Raw genomic sequence first — 26,367 nt, forward strand, 5'->3', positions numbered from 1 at the left:
TCATGCGCTTTGAGCCCCGCCTCGACCTGCCGGAAAAGCCTGCCTCTCTGGCAAGGCGCCTTGGCTGGCTGGGGCTATACTGGGTGGCGGGGGTCGTAGTATTGGGATCGGTAGCGTGGCTGATCCGGCTTGCCCTGCACGGCTGAACGGGTGCGGGACAGGATGGCTCTCCTCCCGGAAAGGCGGTATTGAAGCATCATCGTACGGCGCATCCTGATCCGGATGCGGCATCAACAGACGAGAGGACCCCGAGATGAACGACATGACGCCCGGGCATATTGCCCATCCGGACCGCTTCTACATTGGCGGCGAATGGGTCGAGCCCAGCGGCAGCACCAAATTCGACGTGATAACGCCTTCGACGGAGGAGCTGTTCGTCTCGGTCGCGGAAGCGCAGACCGCCGATGTGGACAAGGCGGTCGCCGCGGCCCGTCATGCGTTCGACAAGGGGCCGTGGCCGCGCATGAGCCATGCCGAGCGGGCATCCTATATCGCCAGGTTCGCCGATCACATTCAGGACGGCGCGCCGGGCATGGCGCGCGCCTGGGCCAGCGAAATGGGCATCGTCGCGCCTTTCGCCGAATTGATGATGGGCAGCGTCGCCGACACCTACCGCTTCTATGCCGGCCTTGCCGACACCTTCGAATGGGAGGAGCGCCATCCGGCCAAAAGTGCGGAAGTGGCGCTGCTGGTGCGCGAGCCGGTGGGCGTGGTGGGCGCGATCATCCCCTGGAACGGCCCGCCGATCCTGATCGCATGGAAGATCGCCCCGGCGTTGCTGGCCGGATGCACCGTGGTGCTCAAGGCATCGCCCGAAGCGCCGAGCGCGGCCTATGCCGTGGCCGAGATCGCGGAGAAGATCGGGCTGCCGCCGGGCGTGCTGAACGTCATCACGGCGGACCGGGAAGTATCGGAAGCGCTGGTGCGGCATCCGGGCGTGGACAAGATCACCTTCACCGGCTCCAGCGCCGCGGGCAAGCGGGTCGCCTCGATCTGCGGGGAGCGGATCGCGCGTTGCACCCTGGAACTCGGCGGAAAGTCGGCGGCGGTCGTGCTCGAGGACATCGACGCGGCAACCGTGGCCCAGGCGATGGCCCAGAACGCCTCCTTCATGACCGGGCAGGTCTGCGCCGCGCTTACCCGCCTGGTCGTGCCGCGCAGCCGCTATGATGAGCTGGCCGACGCGCTTTCGGCGGCGTTCCGCGATATTCGCGTGGGCGATCCGCTGCAGCAGGGCACGCAGATGGGGCCGCTCGCCATGTCGCGCCAGCGCGACCGGGTGGAGCATTATCTCCAGGTCGGCCGCGCGGAAGGCGCGCAGGTGATCGTGGGCGGCGGGCGCCCGGCCGAAATGGAGCGCGGCTATTTCATCGAGCCGACGGTCTTCACCAATGTCGATCCGCGCGCCACGATCGCGCAGGAGGAAATCTTCGGCCCGGTCGTCAGCATGATCGCCGCCGACAGCGAGGAACACGCCATCGACATCGCCAACGATACGGTGTTCGGCCTGTCCGGCTCGGTCTTCACCAACGATCCGGAGCGGGCCTATCGAGTCGCCCGGCAGATGCGCGCGGGCACGGTCGGCCATAACGGCGCGACCGGGGACTTCTTCTCCATCGCCTTCGGCGGCTTCAAGCAGTCCGGCATCGGGCGCGAAGGCGGCGTGGAAGGGCTGAAGCCGTTCCTCGAGGCCAAGACCATCCTGCTGCATGGCGCGCCCGCTCACCTCAAGGGGTGAGGGCGCCGCGCGTTCTCAGGCTTGCCGGAGGAACAGGCGCACTCCGGCAAGCGCCTTGGCGAGGTCCTTCGTCACCGAGGGAAGGGCGGCGCGCATGATCGCGAAATTATGCACCACGCCCTCTGCCTCCAGCAGCAGGGTGGGGACACCCGCTTCCGCCAGCCGGGCGGCATAGGCCCGCCCCTGATCGCGCAGCGGATCAAGCGATGCGGTGTGGATCACGGCAGGGGGCAGGCCGGCGGCCGCACCCTTGATCGGCGATGCGCGCCAGCTCTCCGCATCGGGGGCGTAAAGGCCGTTGAACCACACGATCTCGCGGGTTTCGAGGAAATAGCCCTTCGCAAACTCCCTCAGCGAACGATAGCTGCCGCTGCCCAGATCGACCGTGGGATAGATCAGCCATTGGCAGATCACCGGGGCATCGGCGGCTTCGTCCCGCAGCGCCATGGCCGTGACGGCCGCCAGCGCGCCGCCCGCGCTGTCCCCTGCAAAAACGAGGCCGGAGACAGTGAACCCCAGCTCCGCGGGGCTGGAAGCGATCCAGCGCGCCGCCGCTTCGCAATCGTCCGGCCCGGCTGGCCAGGGATGCTCCGGCGCGAGCCGGTAATCCACCGCGATCACGGGCAGATCCAGCTCCTTGGCGATATGGCTGCACAGCGAGGCATGGCTGTCGAGATCGCCGATCACGAAGCCGCCGCCGTGGAAATAGAGCAGGGCGGATGAGGATTCCCGGCTTTCGCGCGAATCGTATAGCCGCAGGGGCAACGGATCGCCGCCGGGGCCGGGAATGGTCCAGTCCCGGCGCACCGGCAGCTGCACTTCGGGAAGATCGAGCCGCGCGGCGCGGCGCATCATGTCCCGCGCCCCTTCCGGCCCCACCTCCGTCACCGAAGGGGCGGCAAGCTCCCTGATCTTCTGGAGCAGGAACTGGACGTCGGGGCGGATGAAATGGCTCATGGAAACTCCCGGCTATGCTGCGATGCAATATAGCCGGGAGGAAAGCGCAGGCAACCGGCTGTCTGCGCTATTTACGTGCCTGTCCGCGCGGCTTGCGTGCCGTTCTATGCCTGCTCCACGCTCGCGCGAGGCCGGTTGGCGAGCAGATCGTCCACCACCGATGGATCGGCGAGGGTGGAGGTGTCGCCCAGATTGCCGGTATCGTTTTCCGCGATCTTGCGCAGGATGCGGCGCATGATCTTGCCCGACCGGGTCTTGGGCAGGGCCGGGGCGAACTGGATCACATCGGGCGTGGCGATCGGGCCGATCTCGTGGCGAACCCATTGCACCAGCTCCTTGCGCAGCTCGTCGGTGGGCTCCACGCCTTCCATCGGCGTGACATAGGCATAGATGCCCTGGCCCTTCACATCGTGCGGCATCCCGACCACGGCGGCTTCCGCCACATTGTCATGGGCGACCAGCGCGCTCTCGATCTCGGCCGTGCCCATGCGGTGGCCGGAAACGTTGATTACGTCGTCGATGCGCCCGGTTATCCAGTAATAGCCGTCCTCGTCCCGGCGGCAGCCGTCGCCAGTGAAGTAATAGCCCTTGAAGGTGCTGAAATAGGTCTGAAAGAAGCGCTCGTCGTCGCCATAGACGGTGCGCATCTGGCCGGGCCAGCTGTCGGTGATGACCAGCGCGCCTTCGCCCGGGCCTTCGATCAGTTTCCCGTCATTATCCACCAGCGCGGGCTTCACGCCGAATATCGGCTTGGTCGCGCTGCCGGGCTTCAGGTCGATGGCGCCGGGCAGGGGCGTAATCATGTGGCCGCCGGTTTCGGTCTGCCACCAGGTATCCACGATCGGGCAGCGCCCTTCGCCGACCACATTGTAATACCATTCCCAGGCTTCGGGATTGATCGGCTCGCCCACGGTGCCCAGCAATTTCAGGCTCTTGCGGCTGGATTTTCTCACCCAATCGTCGCCTTCGCGCATCAGCGCGCGCAGGGCCGTGGGCGCAGTGTAGAATATCTCGACATCGTATTTGTCGATCACCTGCCAGAAGCGGGAATGATCGGGGAAATTGGGCACGCCCTCGAACATCAGGCTGGTGCCGCCATTGGCCAGCGGCCCGTAGACCACATAGCTGTGGCCCGTCACCCAGCCGATGTCCGCCGCGCACCAGTAGATCTGATTGCTCCCGTCTGCATGGGGGCGGTAATCGAAGGTGTATTCATGGGTCATGCTGGTCCACACCGCATAGCCGCCGGTGGTGTGGAGCACACCCTTCGGCTTGCCGGTAGAGCCGGAGGTGTAGAGGATGAACAGCGGGTCTTCGGCGTTCATTTCCTCGGCAGGGCATTCGCCGGGCTGCCCGGCAATGGCGTCATGCCACCAGATGTCGCGCCCTTCCTTCATCGGCACGCCGGCGCCGGTATGGCTGACCACGATCACCCGGCTGACCGAGGCGTGATGGGCCAGCGCCTCGTCGACATTGGCCTTCAGCGGAACCTTGCGGCCCCCGCGCAGGCCTTCATCGGACGTTATCACGATGTCGCTGGCGCAATCCTCGATCCGCCCGCCCAGCGCTTCCGGCGAGAAGCCGGCGAAGACGATGGAATGGATCGCGCCGATCCGGGCGCAGGCCAGCATGGCCACCGCGGCTTCGGGGATCATCGGCAGGTAGATCGTCACGCGATCGCCCTTCTTCACCCCATTGGCCTTGAGGGCATTGGCGAAGCGGCAGGTTTCTTCGTGCAATTCGCGATAGGTCAGCGTGCGGCCGGGGCTTTTCGGATCGTCCGGTTCCCAGATGATCGCCACCGTATCGCCCTTGGCGGCCAGATGGCGATCGAGGCAGTTGGCGGAGAGGTTCAATGTTCCGTCATGGAACCAGCGAATGCCGAACCCTTCCTGATCGAAGCAGGTGTCCTTGACCTGGGTGAAGGGCTTGATCCAGTCGATCCGCCTGGCTTCTTCCGCCCAGAAGCCTTCCGGATCGTTCACCGAGCGCTCGTATTTTTCGGCATAGGCTCGCGCATCTATCAGCGCGTTGCTGGCCCATTCGGCTGGCACCGGGTGTATAGCTTCAGACATTCCTTGCTCTCCGAAATTACAAATTGCGCTCAAAGGGCGCCGAAACGGCTTTGGAAGCCTGCCGTATCGCCTTTGGCCAGAAACCGGGCCTGTTCAACCCAATTATCCCGCCTGATGCGGCCCTGGAAACTGCCAAGCTGGGCATCGATGCGGTCTATATCCGCATCCGTCCAGTTCGCGATCTGATCAAAGCTGTTAACCCCCAGCGAACAAAGCAGCGTATTCAGCTTGGGGCCCACACCCTTGAGCCGGGTGAGATCGTCGGCGGCCTTATCCGTCGCCTGCGCGCTCGCCGAATCGGCGTGCTGGTGTTCCGCCGCGAGCACGGCGGCCGCCACCGCTTCGCCTGCCCCCGCCAGTCCTTCTGGCGTGGCGGGAGGAATCTCGACTGCCTGCGCCGCCGGCGGCGCATCTATCAGGGCCTGATTGCGCCGCGCCGGTTCCTCGCTTTCCTTTTCCGTCGAAGCGATCACCACGCGGGTCTTGCGATTGGCCGCGAAGACGAACCACGCCACGACGATCCCGATAATCAGCGCGACGAGGATCAGCACCCAATATTGAGCCAGCAGTTCGTTCATTCACCGTTCTCCCGCAATTGGTCGCCCGCGCGGCCCCATATCGCCCAGCCGATCGCCAGGCCAATGCCATAAGCGAATAGCAGCAATAACATCAGTTCCAGCCAGATCGGCATCGAGGTTTCCTAATAGGGGCCTGGAGTATCCACAGGGGTGGGCTTGACCGGCATCGTCGCGATCACCGAAAATTCGATCCGGCGGTTGGCGGGGTCGGAAGGGTCCAGCCCGTTTATCGGCTCCGCCGATCCCACCCCGTTCGCCCTCAGGCCGTCGGCAGGTATGCCGCGCGCGATCAGGACCTGGCGGACGGCATCGGCCCGTTCCTGTGAAAGTATCAGGTTCCCGGCGACGTTGCCCGAGGAATCCGTATGGCCGACGATGGCGATGATGCTTCCCAGGCAGGGCCGCAGCGCTTCGGCGACTTCCCCCACCAGGCCGAGGCTGGCTGGATCTATATCCGCGCTCGATTCCTCGAAACGGATGGTGCGGGCGCGCAACAGGGCATCCACATCCTGTTCGCAATGGAGCGGCTTGGGCGGCTCTTCCCCAACCGTCTTGATGGACGATCCCCCCGCCCAGCGGATTGCGCCCACGCCCGGAATGGAGGCGACCGCACGCGCCACCGCGAGGCGCGTCTCATTGCTCAGCTTTTCTCCGCCGCGCAGAACCGGATGCCGGGTGGGCCACCCTTGATTCGTGTGGAAATCCGGCACGACGCCTCTGCCGCCGGCCTTCGCTATCGCATGTCGCGCCTGCGCGGAAAGCCGGGTAGCCAGCATCTTGCCGCTGTAATGCGCCGCGCCAAGCGCGAGCAGCGCGGACAATACCGCGCCGGCAACCGGAAACAGAATTCGGCCATGCTGCATGACCTTCCTTTAATCGGCAGAATTGCCGGGGGGAAGGGCTTGCCGCGCTATTGCTTGTCCAACCCGTCCGCCACCGAAGCGAGGCGCAGGAATTCCTGCCGCCAGAAATCGGTCTGCTTCCCGGCCAGGGCAACGATTTGCGGAAAACCGAAATCGCCCAGCAAGGGATCGCCCCTCAGCTTCTGGCCATAGGCGGCAACGGCGGCGGCAAAGGCGAAATCGCCCTTCGGAAGGGCCGCTGTCTGCAGCGCGGCGGCTGGAACGGTTCGTTCGATCAGCTTCGATGTGGCGCCGTCCGGCATCTTGTAGCGCAGCCTGACGTGGGCAAGCTCGGACAGTTTGGACGTGGCCGCTTTCGCCGGCGTATCCTCATAACGGCGGGGGGCGATCCAGCCTTTCGCATCGACCGGAACGATTTCATAGATCGCGGTGACCTGATGCCCCGCGCCGATGTCGCCCGCATCGATCTTGTCGTTGTCGAAATCCTCTTCCCGCAGGGCACGGTTCTCATAGCCCAGCAGGCGATACTGGCTGACCTGCGCGGGGTTGAACTCGACCTGGATCTTCACGTCCTTGGCGATGGTGAAGAGGGTGGACTGCATCTCGTCCGAAAGGACCTTCTCGGCTTCGAGCGCGCTGTCGATATAGGCGTAATTGCCGTTTCCGTGATTGGCGACCTGCTCCATCATCGCTTCGTTGTAATTGCCGGTGCCGAAGCCGAGCGTGGTCAGGGTGATGCCGCTGTCGCGCTCTTTCTCGATTATCTCGATCAGGGCCTTGTTGTCGGTAAGCCCGACGTTGAAATCCCCGTCGGTGGCCAGGATCACGCGGTTGACCCCGCCCTCGATCCGGTTGTCGCGCGCGACCTGATAGGCGAGCTTTAGCCCGGCCCCGCCGGCGGTGGAGCCGCCTGCCTCGAGGCGATTCAAGGCGTCGCGGATCTTCCTCGTGTCATTGGTCGGCTCGAGCACCAGCCCGGCCGCCCCGGCATAGACCACCACGGACACGCGGTCCTTCTGGGAAAGTTCGCCGGCCAGCTTGGACAGCGCGGTCTTGACCAGCGGCAGCTTGTCGGCGCTGTTCATGGAACCGGAAACATCGAGCAGGAAGACGAGGTTGGCGGGCGGCCGGTCCTTGCGCGGCAGATCGTATCCGCGCAGGCCGATCCGCAGCAGGCGCGTGTTTTCGTTCCAGGGGGTGCGGGCGACATCGGTGGCGACGGTGAAGGGGACTGCCCGCGTTTCCGGCGTGGCATAGTCGTAGCGGAAATAATTGATCATTTCCTCGGTCCGCACCGCATCCCGGGGCGGACGTATGCCTTGCGTCAGGAAACGGCGGGTATTGGCGTATGCCCCGGTATCCACGTCCACGGAGAAGGTGGAAACCGGCTCTGCCGAAACCAGCTTGACCGGCGAGACTTCCTCACCGTCGTAGCGCTCGCGCCCCGGATCGGTCGGCACGACCACCGGGGGGACGTAATAGCCCGGCGCGGCGCGAACCATCTCCGCCCTGGGCGACAGGACGGCGGGAGATGGCGGGGGAGGGGGCGGCGGCGGCGGTGGAGGCGGTGTGGTGGGTGTGCCCCCCTCCTGCGCGGCAGCCTGGGACGCATCATTCGCGGCTTTCGTTTCACCCTGCGCGCCCTGCGCGGTGACGATGATGTCCTTGTCCCGCTGGGCGGCGCAGCCCGCGACGAGAATGAGGGCACAGCCGGCAAAAAGGGGTGCGGCAAGACGCATGACGGGACCTCTCCTCCAGGTTCGATCGCTGCGGCGGAAGCTCGTGCCGGGCGGGTGAATGACGACTGAACGCCCTTGGCCGACGACGAATCGTTAGCCCCCGTGCGGCGCGATCTTGCGGCGGAACAGCAAGCGGTCTTCCGGGCCGAAACCGCGCCGCCAGATTACGAAGCCGTAGGTGAGCAGGATGGCGGGAATGCCGAACAGCAATTCCATCCATTCCGGCAGCAGGGTGGCGATATAGCCGACGGCCACCGCCGGTGCGGCGGCCCAGATCAGCGCCCAGCGCCAGTTGTTGACCGGCTCGCGCAGGATGCGCTTGAGCAGCCATGCCTTGGCGATCGAGGCTGCCCCCAGGGCGACCATCAGCGCCGCCGCGGCGCCTGCCGCCATGAATAATTCATTGAAGCCGAGGCGCCGGATCAGGATGATGAAGCCCACGGTCAGGGCTGCCTGCAGCGCGATCGTCAGGATCGAGAGATACAGGTTGCGCATGCGCGCCACATAGACCAGCGCGGCCTCGGAAACGACGGCGGTGGCCGCCGCCACTTCCGCCGCGAGCAGGAACGCCAGCGCGCCGGTGCCGCCCACGAAGTTCGGCCCGACCAGGCCCATCACCCCTTCGCCGGGAATGCCGAGCGCAAGGGCGATGCCCGCCTGCGCGGCCGTGATCCAGAACCCGACCTGGCAGACCTGCCCGGCAATCGCCGCGAAGTTCTTTTCCTTCAGATTGCGGGTGATGACCGGGCCGAGGATCGGCTCGAAGCTGGTCTTGAGCTTCTGCGGCAGGCTGGCGACCTGCTGGGCCACATAATAGATCCCCACCGTGCTGGGATGGGTGAACAGGCCCAGTATCGCGATGTCCAGGCGCCTCGTGCCCCATTCGATCGCATCGGCGGTGGCCAGGGGCAGGCTCTGGCCCACCAGCCGCGCCATCTGGCCGGGATGCGGGCGCCATGCTTCCGGCTTTCCATAGGTGCGCAGCAGCGGGATGAAGGCGACGATGGCCGCGGCGAACACCGAGGCGAGATAGGCGATGGACAGGCCGCTGCTGCGGTCGACGAAATACATGGCCCCGGCCATGATCGAGATCGTCCATGGCTCGACGATCGCCCGCGCCCTGACCGTGGTGGCGATGTCGTAGCGATAGGCTTGCGCCGCCAGCGCCACTTCCGTGAGCGCGAGGGGAATGATCGCGAACGGCAGCAGGCGGTCGATTTCGGTATAGTGTCCGCTCGGGAACATCGGCACCGGGAAGGCATAGAGCGCGAGCGCGCCCGCGCTGGAGAACAGCAGCGCCAGCAGCATCCCGTCCGCCACGATGTTGGCGGGCTTGCGCACCTCGTCCTGCGAAAGCCACTGGGCGAGGCCGCGCTTCATGCCCAGTGCGCAGAGCTGCCCGATCAGTTCGATGACCACCAGGGCCGAGGCGAAGCGGCCCAGCGATTCCGCGCCGAACATGCGGCCGGCAATGAACAGGAAAGGCAGCCGGGCCGCGAGGCGAAGGAGGAAACCGAAGAAATTGGTCCGCCCGCCCTTCGCCAGGGCGGCAATATCGCTTTGCGATTTGTCGTCCGTCACGCAGGCGCGCCTTGTTCGGCCTTCAGCGGCCGGGCCAGCATGTCGCTGACCACCGCGGCGGCGGTCGCGCCTTCAAGCAGGCGGTTGACCGCCGCGACGATCGGCATGGCCACCCCATGATATTCGGCCAGTTCGACCAGCACCGGCGCGGTATGCGCCCCTTCCGCCACGGTCGAGCGGTTGGCCATCAGCTCCTGCGCCGAACGGCCCTCGCCCAATGCCTTGCCCAGCGAGAAATTGCGGCTGGAGGTGGAGGAGCAGGTCAGCACCAGATCGCCCAGGCCGCACAGCCCGGCCAGCGTATCGCGCCTTGCCCCCAGCGCTTCGCCGAAGCGCAGCATCTCCGCATAGCCGCGGGCGATCAGCGCGGCCCGGGCGTTCTGTCCCAGCTGCAAGCCGTCGACCACGCCGCAGGCGATGGCCAGCACATTCTTGACCGCGCCGCCGATCTCCGCCCCGATCACGTCGTCCGAGTAATAGGGGCGAAAGCTGGATCTGGCGATCCTGTCGGCCAGGCGCGCCCATTGCGCTTCGCCCCCGCCGCAGGCCAGCGTCACGGCGGTGGGCAAGCCGGCGGCGACCTCATGCGCGAATGTCGGGCCGGACAGCACGGCGATCTCGCTCGCGGGCGCCGCGTCGCGCGCGACATCGCTCATGAGGCGGCGGCTGCCCGCCTCGATCCCCTTGGAGCAAAGCACGATGTCGCGCGGCACGGCGGGTATCCGCCCCAGGATGGAGGCCATGTGCTGCGCAGGCGTGACGACCAGCGCGATGTCGCATTGCGCCAGATCGCCAAGATCGCCGGTCGCGCGGATCGAGGGCGCAAGCTCCGCCGATGGCAGGTAAAGCCCGTTGCGGCGCTGGGTGTTGATTTCGTCCACCAGTTCAGGCTCGCGCGCCCAGAGCAGCACCGCGCTTCCGTCCGAGGCAAGCATCTGGGCAAGGGCTGTGCCCCATGCCCCGGCGCCGATTACCCCCAGTTTCGGGCCCAGCTTCGGATTATCGCCGCTCATGCCTTCACTCCCGCGCCCCGCACCGGCTCCGCCTCGGGATCGAGCGGCCAGCGGGGCCTCGCCGCGAAATCCAGGGGATCGGATTGCCCCTTGCGAAAGCGTTCCAGCCCCGCCCAGGCGATCATGGCCGCATTATCCGTGCAAAGCGTCAGCGGCGGCGCGACGAAGCGCAGGCCGCGCTCGGCGGCGATCCCTTCCAGCAATGTTCTCACTTCCCTGTTGGCGGCGACCCCGCCCGCAACCACGAGAGCGGTGACATCGCCCATTATCCCGAACGACACGGCAAGCCTGTCGGCAATGCAATCCATCGCCGCCCGCTGGAAGCTGGCTGCGATGTCGGCATCCCGATATTGCCCGCTTTCCTTCGCGCGCGACACCGCGCTCTTCAATCCGGCGAAGGAGAAATGCGGCTCCGCGCTGCCATGCAGGGGGCGGGGCAGCGGCACGGCCCGGGGGTCGCCCTGCGCCGCCAGCCGCTCCACCGCGGGTCCGCCGGGATAGCCCAGGCCCAGGATCTTGGCCGTCTTGTCGAAGGCTTCGCCCAGCGCATCGTCGATGGTCGTCGCGATCCTGCGATACCGGCCCACATCGTCCACCCGCAGGATCTGGCAATGGCCGCCGGAAACCAGCAGCAGCGCATAAGGAAATTCGAGCGTTGCGTCGGCCAGGCGAGGGGACAGGGCATGGCCTTCGAGGTGGTTGACCGCCACCAGCGGTTTCCCGCTGGCCATGGCCAGGGCCTTCGCGGTGACGAGGCCGACCATCACTCCGCCGATCAGGCCGGGGCCTGCGGTCGCCGCCACGGCATCCACCTCATCCAGAGCCACGCCTGCCTCGGCCAGCGTCGCCTCGATCAACGGGGCGAGCCGTTCCGCATGGGCGCGGGCGGCGATCTCCGGAACCACGCCGCCATAGGGGCGATGGGCATCGTCCTGCGAGGCGATACGCTGCGCGAGTATGTGTCGGCCATCGTCGACCAATGCGGCCGCCGTTTCGTCACAGCTCGATTCAATGCCCAAGATCACGGCCATCCCCGCTTCCCCTGAACCACAATGCCGATTAGGGCAAGCGCAGCCAGATGACGACACAATACGACATATCCCCCCGGCTCAGGCTGGGAACTCGCGAATCCCCGCTTGCGATGGCGCAGGCCCGGGAAGCCCGCGCGCGATTATGCGCAGCGCATGGCTGGGAAGAAGCGGCGATAGAGCTGGTTCCGGTCGTCGCCAGCGGGGACCGCATCCAGGATCGCCCTCTCGCCGAAATCGGCGGAAAGGCGCTGTGGACGAAGGAACTGGACGCCTGGCTGGCCGAAGGCCGGATAGACGCGGCGGTCCATTCGATGAAGGATGTGGAGACGATCCGCCCCGATAGCCTCGTCATCGCGTCAATCCTTCCGCGCGCCGATGTGCGCGATGTGCTGGTGGGCGCCGCCTCGATTTCGCAATTGCCTCCCGGTGCGCGGATCGGGACCAGCGCGCCGCGCCGCGCCGCGCAATTGCTGAATGCCCGGCCCGACTGCTCGGTGGTGATGTTCCGGGGCAATGTCGCCACGCGGCTGGCCCGGCTGGCTGCGGGCGAGGCCGACGCCACCCTGCTCGCGGCGGCGGGGCTTGAGCGGCTCGGCCAGCATGGCACCGGCACCCCGCTTGCCGCTGAAGAATGGCTGCCCGCACCGGCACAGGGCGCGATCGGCATCGAATGCAACGCCGCCGACCAATCCACCCGCGCCCTGCTGGCCGCCGTCGACCATGCGCCCAGCCGGGCGCGGGTCATGGCGGAAAGAGCGGTGCTCGAGGCGCTGGGCGGCAACTGCCACAGCCCGGTCGCGATCCTCACCGAAATGCAGGGCGGGGAGATTTCGGCTCGTGTCGTCCTGTTCAGCCCGGACGGAGCTGAACGCGCGGAAATGTCGGCACGGTTCTCCGCCGGAGATCTGGATGGTCCGCACCGGCTCGCCGCCGAACTGCTTCGGAGCGCGACCCCCGGCATCTCCGCGCATTTTTCCGGTTCGCCCGTCCAGCGGCAATGAGCGGGCGGCTTGCCTTGCCGATCTTCGCGATCCGGCCCGAGCCGGGGCTTTCGGCGACCTGCCGGGCTGCGCAGGCGCTGGGCATGGAGATTATCGGCGTGCCGCTTTTCGAGATCGGGCCGCTGGCATGGACGCCGCCCGATGCCGGCGAGGTGGACGCCATGCTGTTCGGCAGCGCGAATGCGCTACGCCATGGCGGGCCAGGGTTGGGGGCCTTCTCCGGCAAGCCCGCGCATGTGGTCGGGGAAGCGACGGCGCAAGCCGCGCGGGATGCCGGGTTCGCGGTGGAAACCGTCGGTGCGGGCGGCCTGCAAACGGTGCTGGACCGGCTGGCCGGGCGCGAGCTGCGCCTGCTTCGCCTTGCGGGCGAGGATCATGTGCCGCTCGATCCCCCTTCCAGGCTGACGATTATAACCCGCATCGTCTACGCCAGCAGCGCGCTTCCGATGCCGTCCGATCTGGAACGCGCCTTGAGGGGCGGGGGAGTGGTCATGCTGCATTCCGCCCAGGCCGCGCGCCACTTCCGTAGGGAATGCGAACGCTTGGGGATACCTCTCGGCAGGCTGCGCCTGGCGGCGCTCGGCCCGCGTATCCTGGATGCCGCCGGCAAGGGCTGGGCAGCCGCCGGATGCGCCGCGAATCCACGCGAGGGGGAGCTACTGGCGCTGGGCGACCAGTTGTGCCATTGAGGGGACGGGGTGTGGCCTCGGTGCAGACCGAGCCCATGGATAGCCGAAGGATTTGATGGTCGACAATGTGTTGAGCGAGCCGCAGCAAAGTGGCTATGCGGAGCGAAGGGCCGGGTTCGGCACGATAGTGGCGGTAGCCATTATCACCTTTCTGCTCGGCGCGGGTCTGGCGGTCTGGGCCGGTTCGCGCGGGCTGGTGAAATTTCCCCTGCTGAATGACGCCACTTCGTCGGCCGCGCCGGAAGAAGCGGCGCAGACGGCGGTGGAGCCGGCGCCGGAAGTCAGCCCGGGAACCGCGGCCAAGGTGGAACAGGCCGCGCAGGTCGTGGAAAAGGCCGCGCAGCAGCAGGGCGGGTTCGATCAGCGGCTGGCCGCGCTGGAGCAGCGCCTGACCCGGCTCGATCTGCAGGCGCAGGCGGCATCGGGCAATGCGGCGCGCGCGGAAGGCCTGCTCATCGCCTTCGCCACGCGCCGCGCGCTGGAACGCGGGGCGCCGCTTGGCTATCTCGGCGACCAGTTGCGCCTTCGTTTCGGCGATGCTCGGCCCAATGCGGTCCGCATCATCATCGAGGCATCGCGGGATCCGATCACGCTGGACCAGCTCGTGGCGCGCCTCGAAGGGCTGTCGCAGGATCTCACGATGGCTCCGAAGGATGAAGGCGTCTGGCCGCGAATCCGGCGCGAACTGGATGGGCTGTTCGTGATCCGGCGTGAAGCTTCGCCATCGCCCGCACCGCGTCTGCGATTGGAACGGGCGCGGATGTTCCTGGAAACCGGACGGGTGGAAGCCGCCGTGGCCGAAATCCGCAATATGCCGGGGGCCGCCCGGGCAAGTAGCTGGATCATCGATGCGGAACGCTATGCCAAGGTTCAGTCCGCATTGGAGCTGATCGAGACGACAGCCGTGCTCGAACCGCGCAAGCTGCGGGACGGCGCGGGCGATCAGGTGGAGCAGATCAGCCCGATCGCGACCGAGTAACGCTGTCTGCGGTTAGCCTTTCAGCAGGTCCGGCACGTTTCCGCTCACGCCGCGCGCTTCATCCATGAACCAGCGTTTGAGCGGTGAGATGCGCTGCACCGCCGACATGCCCAGCCGCCTGATCGCGGAAGGGAGCTTGCCGGGCACGCCGAACAGCCAGGTCAGGCCATCGGTCGCCAGGGAGACGGAGAAGCTGTCGAGGCTGCGCCAGCGCTCGTAGCGGGCCAGAAGCTGCGCATCGCCGGGATCGAGGCCCAGCCGCATTCCATCCGCCAGCACTTCGACCAGCGCCGCGACGTCCCGCAGCCCGAGATTGAGGCCCTGCCCGGCGATCGGATGGATGCCGTGGGCGGCATCTCCCACCAGCGCCAGCCTCTGCGCGGTGATCCGGGCGGTGTGCTGGAAGCTCAGCGGATAGGATTCGCGCGGGCCGGCATGCCCGATCGCCCCCAATACGCCGTGCATGCGTTTTTCGACCTCGGCGATGAAGCCGCGGTCGGACAGGGCGAGCACGCCTGCCGCGTCCTTTTCGGCCACGGTCCAGACCAGCGCGGTCCGGTGGGTGCCGTCGGGCGCGTCGAGCATCGGCAGCAGGGCGAAGGGACCGGCGGGATAGAAGATTTCCCACGCCACATTGCCATGCGGCTTTTCATGTTCCAGCCCGGTGATGATGGCGCGGTGGCGATAATCCCATCGCGCGAGGCCCAGGCCCGCATCCTCGCGGGTGGGGGAGCGGCGCCCTTCCGCGCCGACCATCAGCCGCGCCTGCAGCACATCGCCGTTGGCGAGCGTGGCGGAGACGCCATGTTCGCCGCGCTGGCGTTCCGCCACTTCGCTGCTGGCATGCCACGCGATCAGCGGTTCCTTGCGCGCGGCCTCGAACAGGGCGAGGCGCAGCACCCGGTTGGCGAACATATAGCCGAGCGAGCCTTCGTGCGGTTCCGGGCGAAAATCGATCCGTCCCGGCTTCATGCCGTCCGTCACGGCGATGGAATCGATCGGGCAACCGAGCGGTGCCAGGCTTTCCGCCAGGCCGATATGGGTGAACAGGTTCCAGCTTGCGGTCGAGATAGCGGATGCGCGCCCGTCGAACCCTTCGGCGGTCAGCTCGGCGGGGTCGGCCCGGTCGACCACATGGCTGGACATGCCCTTCCGCGCGGCGGCGAGGGCAAGCGTCATGCCCACCAGGCCGCCGCCCAAGATCAGCAATTCGCGCGTTTCGGCCATTCCCGTTCCTGCCGTGGGTCAATTCGATGAAGGGGCCGTCCTAAGACGTTCCCACTCCGGCGCGAATGCTCTAGAGCCTGCCGCGCCATGCGCGCAAGGATTAAGCCGTTTCCCTTCGTCTGGATATTCGCCTGCGCGCTGATCGCGGCATGGTTCGCGCATCCCGCCCCCGCCCAGACCCCGATTCAGACCGACGCCCAGACCCGGCCCGGCGGGACGAACATCGCCGCGGAACTCGTTGCGGAAGGCCCCGCCGTTCCCGGCCGGACGGTCGATCTCGCGCTGCATTTCCGGCCATCGCCCGGCTGGCACGGCTACTGGATCAATCCGGGCGACGCCGGTTACGGCATGGCGCTGAAATGGGACTTGCCGGCCGGGTGGAAGGCCGGGGAGCCGCGCTACCCGGTGCCGCAGACGCTGGTGATCGGCGGGCTGATGAACCATGTCTACGAGGGCGATTATGCGGTGATCGTGCCGCTGACCGTTCCGGCGGGCGCTGCTGGCGGAGCGGCGCCCTTGAAGGTCGAGGCGGAATGGCTGGCCTGCACCGACAAGATCTGCGTGCCCGAGCAGGCCACGCTGCCCCTGCCGATCCCGGTCGCGGAGCAGGGCGCGCGGGATGCCCGCTTCGATGGCTGGCGCGCGGCTTTGCCGCCGCTGCTCGACCGGCCCGTACAGTTCCAACTGACGAAGGAACGGCTGCGCATCGCCATACCGCTGCCGGCGTCGCTGGAGATCCGCGAACCCCATGTGTTCATCCGCAATGACGATCTCGTCGATTACGCGGCGGCGCAGGCTTTCTCGCGCCAGGGCGATATGCTGGTCGCGGAAATCGCGCGGAAGGGCACGACCGCTCCCGCCGAAATAAGCGGCATCCTCCGGCTTGGCGGGCAGGACGGGATCGGCTTCGTCGCCGCGCCGGGCGAGGTGCCCACGGATCTCCGTCCCCTCCGTCCCGCAGGGGAAGGGGCCGGGCCGCTCTGGCTGCTGGTCCTGGGCGCTCTTGCGGGCGGGCTGCTGCTCAACATCATGCCCTGCGTCTTTCCGATCCTCAGCCTCAAGGCGATCAGCCTGGCGCGGGCCGGGGAAAGCGAGGCGCAGGCGCGGCGGGAAGGGCTGGCCTACACCGCCGGGGCGATAGTGGCCTGCCTTGGCCTTGGCGCCCTGCTGCTGGCCTTGCGGGCAGCAGGAGAGCAGGTCGGCTGGGCGTTCCAGCTACAGGAGCCGGGCGTGGTCATCGCGCTGCTCGCGCTGGCGGCGGCGATCGCCGCCAATCTTGCCGGTGTGTTCGAATTGCCCGCGCTGCCGTTCACCCGCCCGGGCAATCCGTCGGGCGCTTTCGCGACCGGGCTGCTGGCCGCCTTCGTCGCCACGCCCTGCACGGGTCCGTTCATGGCGGCGGCGATGGGCGCGGCCCTGCTGCTGCCCGAGCCGGAAGCGCTGCTGCTGTTCGGCTGCCTCGGGCTGGGCCTCGCGCTGCCGTTCCTGCTGCTGGGCTTCATCCCGCCGCTGCGCCGCATGCTGCCTCGCCCGGGCGCGTGGATGGAGCGTTTTCGCCACTGGATGGCGCTGCCGATGGCGCTGACGGCGCTGGCCCTGCTGTGGCTGGCCTACAGGCTGGGCGGAGCCGGTTTCGCGCTGGTGGCCGCAGTCGCGACCGGCGGCCTGGTTCTCGCCCTGTGGGCGGCGGGCCAGCGTCAGCGGCAAGGCAAGGCTGCTTTCCGGTCTTTCGCGCTGATCGCCGCGCCGTTCGCTCTGTTCGCTGGCTTTGCGCTGCCCGCTTCCTTCGATCCCGCACGGCACGAGGAAGCTGGCGTGATCGACGCACGGCCGTTCAGCGTTGTGGCACTGGCCGAAGCGCGGGCCAGCGGCCGTCCGATCTTCCTCTGGTTCACGGCGGACTGGTGCCTCACCTGCAAGGTGAATGAGCGGGTCGCGATCGAGCGGGATGCGACCCGTGAGGCGTTCCAACGCGCAGGCGTAGTTGCGATCCGGGGGGACTGGACCCGGCGCGATCCGGAGATCACCCGCTATCTCGCTTCCAAGGGGGCGGCTGGCGTGCCGCTCTATGTGTGGATTGATGGCGTCGGGGCGGAAACCCTGTTGCCGCAGATCCTGACGCCCGACAGCCTGACTACGCTGGCCCGGAAGGCTGCAGCGACGGGCTCGCGCGGCGGCACCACGCCACCAGGCGGCCCGGCTGATCGCTAGGCGAGAGTTTCAGCGTGCCGGCGCCGGGCAGCGTTGCTTCGATTTCCCCGCTTTCGGCGAATACGTCCAGCAAGGGGTTGTCGGCCAGAGTGGCGCCTTCCCACCGCCATCCCGTGCCATTGCGCCTTGCATCGACATTGAACCGGGCATTGTGCCTCGGGCCGATCACCGCGAACAGGGCCTTCGCCTCCGGATCGGCCGGAGCGTGGCGGATCATGCGTATGCGGGGAGGGGCAGTGCCGCCCAGCTCGCAGGCGATGGTCAGCAAGGGCGGCTCGCCCGGCTTGCCGAAGCGGATCGACCGCGCGCCGTCCAGCGGCTGCCACTCCGCCCCCCGGGTGTCGGGCGAGGGCAGGGGCTGCGACGGGCCTGTGCTGATCGTGTCGAGCGCAATGCGCTCCACCGCATCGCCATGCTGCTGACCGCAGGCGGCAAGAAGGGTGAAGATGGGGAGTGCGAAGCCAAGACAAAAACGCTGCAAGGTTGTTCAACCTGCTGCGTAGATAGCGGGACGATAACGAGGTTCGGGAATGGGCAAGCCACGTTCCTTGGCAACTTCCAGCCAACCTTCGATCGCATCGTCGATATTGGCGAGTGCGTCGGCGCGGGTATCGCCATGCGCAGAGCATGGTTTCAGGTCAGGGACATCCGCGATCCAGCACGAGTCCTCGGCAGACCAGAACAGGTTGATGTGATAATGGGGTTCGTTCACTCGATGATATATAGTCCGTGTTCCTCGATCAGTTCAAGAAATTCGCGGACCTGATAGGGTTTGGCGTCCTTGCTGCCGGGTTGCACGGGGAACGGCCTCGAAAGCGCCGGATGCGTGTAGATGCGATGGCTGCCTTTAGTGCGCACGTGTTCGAAGCCAAATGCGGTTAGCAATCGTTCAAAATCGCGAAAGGCGATGGATTTGCTCGTTGACTGCAGAAGCTGTGAATAGAGTCTTGCGGGTTTGGTCATTCGACGTGGCTCTGCCTGATGGACCATACTCCACCGCCAATCCCGTCAACGGAATGAAACCAGTCGCGTTTCCCAATGAAAGCACGGGCATCGGAACTATTGTATTCTAGCTCCCTGCGAATGATGGCTTCAATGTTGATCGGTACGGAGCGTCCGGCCCTACGGCGAATGCTCCGGACTTCCTCATAGATTTCGCTCAGATGCGCTGTTCCTCCGAGGGATTGGAGAGCGGCAAAGACATCGTCCCGCCAAAGCACCTTTCCAGGTCGTTGGCCTTTTTTCTCAACGATATAAGGCTGTTGCCTCTCACCGTTGAGTCCGAGCAGGCGCTTGAGAATGGTATTTTCATCCTCTTCACCCTCTGCTCTCAACGACCAGATTTTTGCGAATACATCGGTGCTGATTTCAATGGTGCGCATGCTCGTCTCAGTCAACGAGCTATCAGATCATTTTGGAACTTTCCAGAACTATTTTGATCTAATCATTTCCCCCATTTCCGCTGGGTCTTGCCGTAGCGCAGCTTGCGGGTGCCGGGCTTGCCCGAGTTCGAGCGGCCTACCGCTCCGCTGCTTGAGGCCGGGGGAGCGAGCCTCTCGCCTTCCGGCAGCCCGAGTTCGGTCGCTTCCAGCCGCCGGATCTCGTCGCGCAAGCGGCCCGCTTCCTCGAACTCCAGGTCGGCGGCGGCATCGCGCATCCGCTTTTCCAGATCCTCGATATAGGCGCGCAGATTATGGCCGACGAGGTTGTTGCGTTCGTCGTCGCCGGTATCCACGGTCACGCTGTCCTGCGCCGCCGTATGGGCCACGATATCCGCGATCTGGCGCTTGATCGTCTGCGGAGTGATGCCGTGTTCCTCATTATAGGCGCGCTGCTTTTCGCGGCGGCGGTCGGTTTCGGCGATGGCGCGTTCCATGCTGCCGGTCATCCGGTCGGCATAGAGGATGACCCGCCCGTCGACATTGCGCGCGGCGCGGCCGATGGTCTGGATCAGCGAGGTTTCGCTGCGCAGGAAACCCTCCTTGTCCGCATCGAGGATGCAGACGAGGCCGCATTCCGGGATGTCCAGCCCCTCGCGCAGCAGGTTGATGCCCACCAGCACGTCATAGACGCCAAGGCGCAGGTCGCGGATCAGCTCGATGCGTTCCAGCGTCTCCACGTCCGAATGCATGTAGCGGACCTTCAATCCTGCCTCGTGCATGAATTCGGTAAGGTCTTCCGCCATGCGCTTGGTCAGGGTGGTGACGAGCGTGCGATAGCCCTTCGCCGCGGTTTCGCGGCATTCGTTGATGCAATCCTGCACCTGGTCCTCCACCGGGCGGATCAGCACCGGCGGGTCGATCAGGCCGGTCGGGCGGATCACCTGCTCGGCGAACACGCCGCCGGACTGCTCCATCTCCCACGGGCCGGGGGTGGCGGAAACGGCCACGGTCTGCGGCCGCATCGCATCCCATTCGTTGAAGCGCAGCGGACGGTTGTCGATGCAGCTCGGCAGGCGGAAGCCATATTCGGCCAGCGTCAGCTTGCGGCGGTGGTCGCCCCGCGCCATCGCGCCTACCTGCGGGATGGTCTGGTGGCTTTCGTCCACGAACAGCAGGGCATCGTCCGGCAGATATTCGAACAGGGTCGGCGGCGGCTCCCCCGGCAGGCGGCCGGTAAGGAAGCGGGAGTAATTCTCGATCCCCGCGCAGCTTCCGGTGGCCGCGATCATCTCCAGGTCGAAATTGGTGCGCTGCTCCAGCCGCTGCGCTTCCAGCAGGCGGCCTTCGGCGTGAAGCTCCTTCAGCCGTTCCTCCAGCTCGAACTTTATCGCTTCCGTCGCCTGCTTCATAGTCGGGCCGGGGGTGACATAGTGCGAATTGGCATAGACCCGCACCCGGTCCAGCTTCGTGCCGGGCTTGCCGGTCAGCGGATCGAACTCGACGATCTCCTCGATCTCGTCGCCGAAGAAGCTGACTCGCCAGGCCATATCCTCGTAGTGGCTGGGGAAGATTTCCAGATTGTCGCCCCGCACGCGGAAATTGCCCCGGGCGAAGGCGGCGTCGTTGCGCTTGTATTGCAGGGCGACGAGCTTGCGGATGATCTCCCGCTGATCGGCGGATTCCCCCTTCTTCAGGTCGAAGATCATGGCCGAATAGGTTTCGACCGAGCCGATGCCGTAGAGGCAGGAAACAGAGGCGACGATGATTACGTCGTCCCGTTCCAGCAGGGCGCGGGTGGCGGAATGGCGCATCCGGTCGATCGCCTCGTTCACCGAGCTTTCCTTCTCGATGTAGGTGTCGGAGCGGGGGACGTAGGCTTCCGGCTGGTAATAGTCGTAGTAGGAGACGAAATATTCCACCGCGTTTTCGGGGAAGAAGCTCTTGAACTCGCCATAGAGCTGCGCCGCGAGGATCTTGTTGGGAGCGAGCACCAGCGCCGGGCGCTGCAATTCCTCGATCACCTTGGCCATGGTGAAGGTCTTGCCGGAACCCGTCACGCCCAGCAGCACCTGGGTTTTCTCGCCTTCCCGCGCGGCGGCGACCAGCTCGGATATGGCGGTCGGCTGGTCCCCGCTCGGTTCGTAATCGGAAACGATCCGGAAGCGCTTGCCGCCCAGCGTCTTTTCCGGGCGCTGCGGCTTGTGGGGAACGAAAGTCCCCGAGGTATCGGGTTCTTCCAGTCCGCGACGAATGACGAGCTCGGCCATGCGCGCGAATATGGGGGAGCGGGCGGGGCGGTGCAATATGTTCCCGGCATGTTCGCCGCGCTGGAAAAATCTTTCCTACATGCGCCCGAATCCCTATCCAGCCATCGGAAGGAAAGTTCCACGTCTTTTCAGATCGTTTTGCCTGCCTTTTGAGAGAATATCTTTTTGCCTTGAACAGTGTCAACCCTGTCACCCCCCCCCCGCACCGGCAGGCAGGGAAAAGGGCGTTTCGCACAAGGCGTTGGCTTTGAGTGCGCCGGGTTGTTACCAGTGCGGATCCGTGCGGCCGCGGCCGCCTTTATCGAGGGAGAATTGGAATGCGCCTGATTATTGCCTTGCCGCTGGCTGCCGCGGTTGCCCTTGCCGGATGCGGCAAGCAGGCGGACGATACGCCCAAGACGGTGGAACAGGCCGCCGAGCAGGCGAAGCAGATGGCCAAGCCTGAGCCGGGCAAATACCGCAGCAGCATCAAGATGCTGGAATTCAACATTCCCGGCCTGCCGGCGGACCAGGCCGACCAGATGAAGAAGATGATGGGCGGCGCGGCCAGCCAGAGCCACGAATTCTGCCTGACGGCGCAGGATGTCGAGAAGGGCTATGAGGAGATGGTGAAGAAGTCGTCCGAAGGTAACTGCACCTTCGAGAAGTTCGACACCACCACCAATACGATCGACGCCAGGATGACTTGCGACATGGGTCAGGCCGGCAAGGCGCAGATGGCCATGCAAGGCAATGTCACGCCCACCAAGTCGGTGATGGTCATGGATATCGAGAACAGCGTGTCGCAGGTGCCGGGCGGCAAGATCCACACCAAGATGGAAGTCACTAACGAGCGGATCGGGGACTGCGGCTGACGCCAATTGCGGAACATTTATGACATTCAGGATTCATGCAGGGAGATAGCTTCATAAAAATGTAATGCGCATATCCATGGCTACCGCAGCGACCAGAAATGATTCGGGCCAGAGCGCTTCTGCCCAGCAAGTTGGCGGATTTTCACGCATGGCCGCGCTGCGCGATGAAGTGGTGCGCCGTGCCGCGCTGGCGGGGGAACCGAGGCCCGAAGGGGTCAAGGGGCCGCCGCTGCGGCATCTGGTGGGGGAATTGTCCGCGCTGGCCGGCCCATTCTGGCGGCGGCAGGACGTGGAGGCGATTCCCCGGGCCGGGCGCCGCCGAACGGTGATGCTGCTGCCCGGGTTCGCGACCCATCCCATCCGGATGCGGCACATGGCGGAACAGCTCGAGGCGGCCGGTCACAGGGTCAAGCGCTGGGGGTTGGGCTTCAATTTCGGGCCGACCGAGGAAAATTTCGCGCGGCTCAATCAACGGCTGCTCGATCTCTACCGCCGCCATCGCGAGCCAGTGGTGCTGGTGGGCTGGAGCCTGGGCGGCATTTTCGCCCGCGAACTGGCCAAGGCCCATCCCGATGCGGTGGCCAAGGTGGTGACGATGGGTTCCCCGTTTTCGGGCAATCGCCGGGCCAACAATGCCTGGCGCCTGTATCATCTGGTGACGGGGCATCCGGTGGAGCGCCCCCCGATCACGCAGGACATCTCCGCCAAGCCGCCGGTCCCGACCGTGGCCTTGTGGAGCCCGCGCGACGGCATCGTTTCGCCGCGTTCGTCCTGCGGCCGCCGGGGCGAGCGGGACCGCGCGGTGGCCCTGCGCTGCACCCATCTCGGCTTCGCCTATTCGAATGAAGCGATCGCTGCGGTCCTGCGGGAACTGGAGCTGGATTGAAGCGCTGAAATTCGATTGCCGCGGAGCATTGACAGGGCCACTCTTTATGGCATTGTGCGCTGCAGCAAAAGAATATGAACGCAAGCGAGCCATCATTCGATGAAATGTATGCGGCCGACGGTTCGGTAAGGCCAGCCTATGGCAATTATTGCCGCTGGCTGGATGAGCAGGACGAGATCTGGCTGAAGCGAAAGCATTCGGAAGCCGAGGCGTTCTTCCGCCGGACCGGCATCACTTTCAACGTATATGGCGCTGAGGAGGCGGAGGAGCGGCTCATCCCCTTCGACATGGTCCCCAGGATCATAACCGGGGCGGAATGGCGCAAGCTGTCGCGGGGGATCGAGCAGCGGGTGAGGGCGCTCAATGCCTTCATCCACGATCTCTATCACCGCCGGGAGATCATCCGCTCCGGCCGGCTGCCGGAACGCCTGTTGCGCGACAACGAGGCCTGGCTGCCGCAGATGGTCGGCTTTTCGCCGCCGGGCGGCGTCTATACCCATATCGTCGGCATCGACCTGGTGCGGACGGGATCGAACGATTTCATGGTGCTGGAAGACAATGCCCGCACTCCCAGCGGGGTCAGCTACATGCTGGAAAACCGGGAAACCATGATGGCGATGTTCCCGGAACTGTTCACCAAGGTCCGGGTGCGCCCGGTATCGGATTATCCGCGCCGTCTGGCCAAGAGCCTGGCCGCTTGCGCTCCGTCCTGCGCCGGGTCCAAGCCGGTCGTCGCGGTGCTGACTCCCGGGGTCTACAACAGCGCCTATTACGAGCACGCTTTCCTGGCCGACCAGATGGGCGCGGAACTGGTCGAAGGCAGCGATCTGCGGGTTGAGGACGGGCGGGTCAAGATGCGCACGACCCGGGGCTATACGCCGATCGACGTGCTGTATCGCCGGGTCGATGACGATTTCCTGGACCCGCTCACCTTCAACAAGGACAGCATATTGGGCGTTCCCGGCATCATGGACGTCTATCGTTCGGGCGGGATCACCATCGCCAATGCTCCGGGCACCGGCATTTCGGATGACAAGGCGATCTACAGCTTCATGCCGGATATCGTGGAATTCTACACGGGCGAGAAGCCGCTGCTGCAGAACGTGCCGACCTGGCGTTGCACCGAAAAGGACAGCCTTGCCTATGTTCTCGACAATCTCGAGGATCTGGTGGTCAAGGAAGTCCACGGTTCGGGCGGCTACGGCATGTTGATCGGCCCGACCGCGTCGAAGCGGGAAATCCGCGATTTCAGGAAGAAACTGGAGGCGAAGCCGGACAATTATATCGCCCAGCCGACGCTATCCCTTTCGACCGTCCCGATCTTCACCCGCAAGGGCCTTGCGCCGCGCCATGTCGATCTCCGGCCCTTCGTGCTGGTTTCCCCGGACGGGATAGACATCACGCCCGGCGGGCTGACCCGGGTCGCGATGAAGAAAGGCTCGCTGGTCGTCAATTCGAGCCAGGGGGGAGGCACCAAGGACAGCTGGGTGCTTGACGACTGATGGGGCGGGGGCGGCGATGCTAGGTCGGACGGCGAACGGGATCTACTGGATGTATCGCTATCTGGAGCGCGCCGAGAACACCGCCCGCCTGCTGGATGCCGGCTTTCGCATGGCCCTGATGCGGGGTGCCGATGCCGCCAGCGAGGAATGGCGGTCGGTGCTGGCGACGCTTGGCCTGCAGCAGCATTACGATGCCCTGCATGAAGGCTATGACGGGATGCAGGTCTGCAATTACGTGCTGCGCGAGAAAAGCCATCCCGAGACGATCCTGGCGATGATCGAGGGCGCGCGCAGCAATGCCCGCATGGCCCGGTCCTCGATCACGCTCGAAGTGTGGGAAACGGTGAATGAAGGCTGGATGACGATCCGCGACATGCTGTCCCGCCCGCTGCGGGAAGGCAATCTCGGGCCGGTCCTTTCCGCGATTCGCCGGGAATCCACTTTGGTCCGGGGCGCGACCTACGGCACCATGCTGCGCAACGAGATCTATCACTTCGCCCGCGCGGGCACCTTCATCGAGCGGGCCGACAACACTGCCCGCATCCTCGACGTGAAATACCATCTGCTGCTGCCGTCGCTGGCCTATGTCGGGTCCAGCCTGGACAGCACCCAATGGGACAATGTCCTGCGCTCGCTGGGTGGGGAACGGGCCTATCGCTGGCTGAACGCCGGGCGGATGGACCCGAAGGGGATCGCCGAATTCCTGATCCTGGACGAGCGTTTTCCGCGAAGCCTCACCTTCTGTTACGGGCAATTGCTGGAAAATCTGGGCGGCCTGGAGAAGGAATACAGCCACCGCGAGCCATCCCACGATCTTGCTCGCTGTGCCGCTGACAAATTGGGGAAACAGGACATCGAAGGGATTTTCGATGTCGGCCTGCACCAGTTCCTGCTCGGCTTCATTGGCGAAAACCAGGCCCTGGCCAGCGCCATCGCGGTCGATTACCGATTCAACGACTGAGGGAAGGGCTTCTCGCGTGCGTCTCGCCGTCCGTCATACGACCCGCTACCGTTTTCGCAGTCCTGTCGCGCATGGCCTGCAACGCCTGCGGCTGACCCCGAAGGAAACGCAAGGGCAGCGGGTCGTGGATTGGCGCATGAGCTTCGAGGGCGCGAAGGAAGAGCTTTCCTACGACGACCAGAATTGCAACCATGTAACTCTCGTTTCGATCCTTCCCGGAACGTTGGATTTCGTGATCCATTGCGAAGGGACGGTCGAGACTTCCGATCAGGTCGGGGTGATCGGCCGCCATGCGGGGCACATGCCGTTATGGGCTTTCGTCAACCAGACCGCGCTCACGCGCCCTGGCCCGAGGATGCGGGCGATCCTTTCCTCGGTGACGGTCGATCGCGAGAATCCGATCGGAACACTGCATGGCCTTTCGGCCGCGATTCTCAATTCGGTGGGTTATGAGACGGGCCATACCCATGTCGGCACCAGCGCGGAGGAAGCCGCGGCGCTGGGGCGCGGGGTGTGCCAGGATCATTCCCAGATATTCATCGGCCTTGTCCGGATGCTGGGCATCCCCGCCCGCTATGTGAGCGGCTATCTGATGATGGACGACCGTGTCGGCCAGGAAGCGACCCATGCCTGGGCGGAAGCCTGTATCGACGGGCTGGGCTGGGTCGGCTTCGACATCTCCAACGGGATCAGCCCGGATGCCCGCTATGTCCGGATCGCCACCGGCAGGGATTATGCGGAAGCCGCGCCGGTGAACGGCATAACCTTCGGGGGGGCGGAACAATCGCTCCACATAGAAATTGCGGTGGAACAGCAATCCGTGGAACAGTAGA

The 26,367-nt window shown here is 65.6% G+C and carries 25 protein-coding genes; 11 read left to right on the forward strand and 14 right to left on the reverse strand.

Going from position 1 to position 26,367, the window contains the following annotated elements:
* The first annotated feature begins 2 nt into the window (after positions 1–2).
* Positions 3–146, forward strand: a complete 144-nt coding sequence (locus tag U8326_RS03665) for a DUF2474 domain-containing protein (RefSeq protein WP_324742423.1) — start codon at positions 3–5, stop codon at positions 144–146.
* A 107-nt stretch (positions 147–253) separates the two neighbouring features.
* On the forward strand, positions 254–1,738 hold the full coding sequence (locus U8326_RS03670; RefSeq protein WP_324742425.1) for an aldehyde dehydrogenase: 1,485 nt from the start codon (positions 254–256) through the stop codon (positions 1,736–1,738).
* A gap of 15 nt (positions 1,739–1,753) precedes the next feature.
* On the opposite strand, the gene U8326_RS03675 is transcribed toward U8326_RS03670, so the two are convergent.
* The 8 genes from U8326_RS03675 to tsaD all read right to left on the reverse strand — a co-directional run bounded on the left by U8326_RS03675 (position 1,754) and on the right by tsaD (position 11,575).
* A complete protein-coding gene (locus U8326_RS03675; protein ID WP_324742426.1) occupies positions 1,754–2,695 on the reverse strand; it encodes an alpha/beta hydrolase in 942 nt (313 codons plus the stop codon).
* 104 nt (positions 2,696–2,799) lie between these two features.
* Entirely contained in the window at positions 2,800–4,770 is a 1,971-nt protein-coding gene (gene acs, locus U8326_RS03680; RefSeq protein WP_324742427.1) for an acetate--CoA ligase, read from the reverse strand.
* Positions 4,771–4,799: 29 nt separating this feature from the next.
* Positions 4,800–5,348 (reverse strand): hypothetical protein, encoded by a 549-nt coding sequence (locus U8326_RS03685; protein ID WP_324742428.1) that lies wholly within the window; start codon positions 5,346–5,348, stop codon positions 4,800–4,802.
* Positions 5,349–5,470: 122 nt separating this feature from the next.
* Complete coding sequence (locus tag U8326_RS03690) at positions 5,471–6,211, reverse strand: OmpA family protein (RefSeq protein WP_324742429.1); 741 nt, start codon at positions 6,209–6,211, stop codon at positions 5,471–5,473.
* A 47-nt stretch (positions 6,212–6,258) separates the two neighbouring features.
* Complete coding sequence (locus U8326_RS03695; RefSeq protein ID WP_324742431.1) at positions 6,259–7,950, reverse strand: vWA domain-containing protein; 1,692 nt, start codon at positions 7,948–7,950, stop codon at positions 6,259–6,261.
* A 93-nt stretch (positions 7,951–8,043) separates the two neighbouring features.
* Positions 8,044–9,531 (reverse strand): lipopolysaccharide biosynthesis protein, encoded by a 1,488-nt coding sequence (locus tag U8326_RS03700; RefSeq protein ID WP_324742433.1) that lies wholly within the window; start codon positions 9,529–9,531, stop codon positions 8,044–8,046.
* The gene (locus U8326_RS03705) at positions 9,528–10,544 is read right to left on the reverse strand and encodes an NAD(P)H-dependent glycerol-3-phosphate dehydrogenase (protein WP_416385503.1); all 1,017 of its coding nucleotides are present in this window, start codon (positions 10,542–10,544) and stop codon (positions 9,528–9,530) included. The genes U8326_RS03700 and U8326_RS03705 overlap by 4 nt, the downstream gene beginning before the upstream one ends.
* A complete protein-coding gene (tsaD, locus tag U8326_RS03710; protein ID WP_324742435.1) occupies positions 10,541–11,575 on the reverse strand; it encodes a tRNA (adenosine(37)-N6)-threonylcarbamoyltransferase complex transferase subunit TsaD in 1,035 nt (344 codons plus the stop codon). The genes U8326_RS03705 and tsaD overlap by 4 nt, the downstream gene beginning before the upstream one ends.
* A 47-nt stretch (positions 11,576–11,622) precedes the next feature.
* Between tsaD and hemC the strand changes: the two genes are divergently transcribed.
* Genes hemC through U8326_RS03725 form a run of 3 tightly spaced genes read left to right on the forward strand, consistent with a single transcriptional unit; the run spans position 11,623 to position 14,244 of the window.
* Entirely contained in the window at positions 11,623–12,576 is a 954-nt protein-coding gene (gene hemC, locus U8326_RS03715; protein WP_324742437.1) for a hydroxymethylbilane synthase, read from the forward strand.
* Positions 12,573–13,265 carry a uroporphyrinogen-III synthase gene (locus U8326_RS03720; protein ID WP_324742439.1) on the forward strand — a complete coding sequence of 231 codons (693 nt, stop codon included), beginning with the start codon at positions 12,573–12,575 and terminating at the stop codon, positions 13,263–13,265. The genes hemC and U8326_RS03720 overlap by 4 nt, the downstream gene beginning before the upstream one ends.
* A gap of 55 nt (positions 13,266–13,320) precedes the next feature.
* Entirely contained in the window at positions 13,321–14,244 is a 924-nt protein-coding gene (locus U8326_RS03725) for a hypothetical protein (RefSeq protein ID WP_324742441.1), read from the forward strand.
* Between the two features lie 12 nt (positions 14,245–14,256).
* On the opposite strand, the gene U8326_RS03730 is transcribed toward U8326_RS03725, so the two are convergent.
* On the reverse strand, positions 14,257–15,471 hold the full coding sequence (locus U8326_RS03730) for an FAD-dependent monooxygenase (protein ID WP_324742443.1): 1,215 nt from the start codon (positions 15,469–15,471) through the stop codon (positions 14,257–14,259).
* 87 nt (positions 15,472–15,558) lie between these two features.
* Between U8326_RS03730 and U8326_RS03735 the strand changes: the two genes are divergently transcribed.
* Entirely contained in the window at positions 15,559–17,682 is a 2,124-nt protein-coding gene (locus U8326_RS03735; RefSeq protein ID WP_324742445.1) for a protein-disulfide reductase DsbD family protein, read from the forward strand.
* Here the strand turns inward: U8326_RS03735 and U8326_RS03740 are convergent.
* The 5 genes from U8326_RS03740 to uvrB all read right to left on the reverse strand — a co-directional run bounded on the left by U8326_RS03740 (position 17,606) and on the right by uvrB (position 21,331).
* Positions 17,606–18,163 carry a hypothetical protein gene (locus U8326_RS03740; RefSeq protein ID WP_324742447.1) on the reverse strand — a complete coding sequence of 186 codons (558 nt, stop codon included), beginning with the start codon at positions 18,161–18,163 and terminating at the stop codon, positions 17,606–17,608. The two genes, U8326_RS03735 and U8326_RS03740, sit on opposite strands and share 77 nt — an antisense overlap.
* Positions 18,164–18,169: 6 nt before the next feature.
* Entirely contained in the window at positions 18,170–18,394 is a 225-nt protein-coding gene (locus tag U8326_RS03745; protein ID WP_324742449.1) for a type II toxin-antitoxin system HicB family antitoxin, read from the reverse strand.
* Positions 18,391–18,645 (reverse strand): type II toxin-antitoxin system HicA family toxin, encoded by a 255-nt coding sequence (locus U8326_RS03750; protein ID WP_324742451.1) that lies wholly within the window; start codon positions 18,643–18,645, stop codon positions 18,391–18,393. Before U8326_RS03750 ends, U8326_RS03745 begins: the two co-directional genes overlap by 4 nt.
* Positions 18,642–19,064: a hypothetical protein gene (locus U8326_RS03755; RefSeq protein ID WP_324742453.1), complete on the reverse strand. Its 423-nt coding sequence runs from the start codon at positions 19,062–19,064 to the stop codon at positions 18,642–18,644. The genes U8326_RS03750 and U8326_RS03755 overlap by 4 nt, the downstream gene beginning before the upstream one ends.
* Positions 19,065–19,126: 62 nt before the next feature.
* A complete protein-coding gene (uvrB, locus tag U8326_RS03760) occupies positions 19,127–21,331 on the reverse strand; it encodes an excinuclease ABC subunit UvrB (protein ID WP_324742455.1) in 2,205 nt (734 codons plus the stop codon).
* 317 nt (positions 21,332–21,648) lie between these two features.
* On the opposite strand from uvrB, the gene U8326_RS03765 reads away from it, so the two are divergent.
* The 5 genes from U8326_RS03765 (at position 21,649) to U8326_RS03785 (ending at position 26,366) form a co-directional block, all read left to right on the forward strand.
* On the forward strand, positions 21,649–22,185 hold the full coding sequence (locus U8326_RS03765; protein WP_324742457.1) for a DUF3617 domain-containing protein: 537 nt from the start codon (positions 21,649–21,651) through the stop codon (positions 22,183–22,185).
* Positions 22,186–22,333: 148 nt separating this feature from the next.
* On the forward strand, positions 22,334–23,071 hold the full coding sequence (locus U8326_RS03770) for an esterase/lipase family protein (RefSeq protein WP_324742459.1): 738 nt from the start codon (positions 22,334–22,336) through the stop codon (positions 23,069–23,071).
* 74 nt (positions 23,072–23,145) lie between these two features.
* The gene (locus U8326_RS03775) at positions 23,146–24,573 is read left to right on the forward strand and encodes a circularly permuted type 2 ATP-grasp protein (RefSeq protein ID WP_324742461.1); all 1,428 of its coding nucleotides are present in this window, start codon (positions 23,146–23,148) and stop codon (positions 24,571–24,573) included.
* A gap of 16 nt (positions 24,574–24,589) precedes the next feature.
* Positions 24,590–25,534, forward strand: a complete 945-nt coding sequence (locus U8326_RS03780) for an alpha-E domain-containing protein (protein ID WP_324742463.1) — start codon at positions 24,590–24,592, stop codon at positions 25,532–25,534.
* Between the two features lie 16 nt (positions 25,535–25,550).
* Entirely contained in the window at positions 25,551–26,366 is an 816-nt protein-coding gene (locus tag U8326_RS03785; RefSeq protein WP_324742465.1) for a transglutaminase family protein, read from the forward strand.
* The last annotated feature ends 1 nt before the right edge of the window (position 26,367 follow it).

The organism is Tsuneonella sp. CC-YZS046, from assembly GCF_035581365.1.
Lineage (GTDB): Bacteria > Pseudomonadota > Alphaproteobacteria > Sphingomonadales > Sphingomonadaceae > JAWKXU01.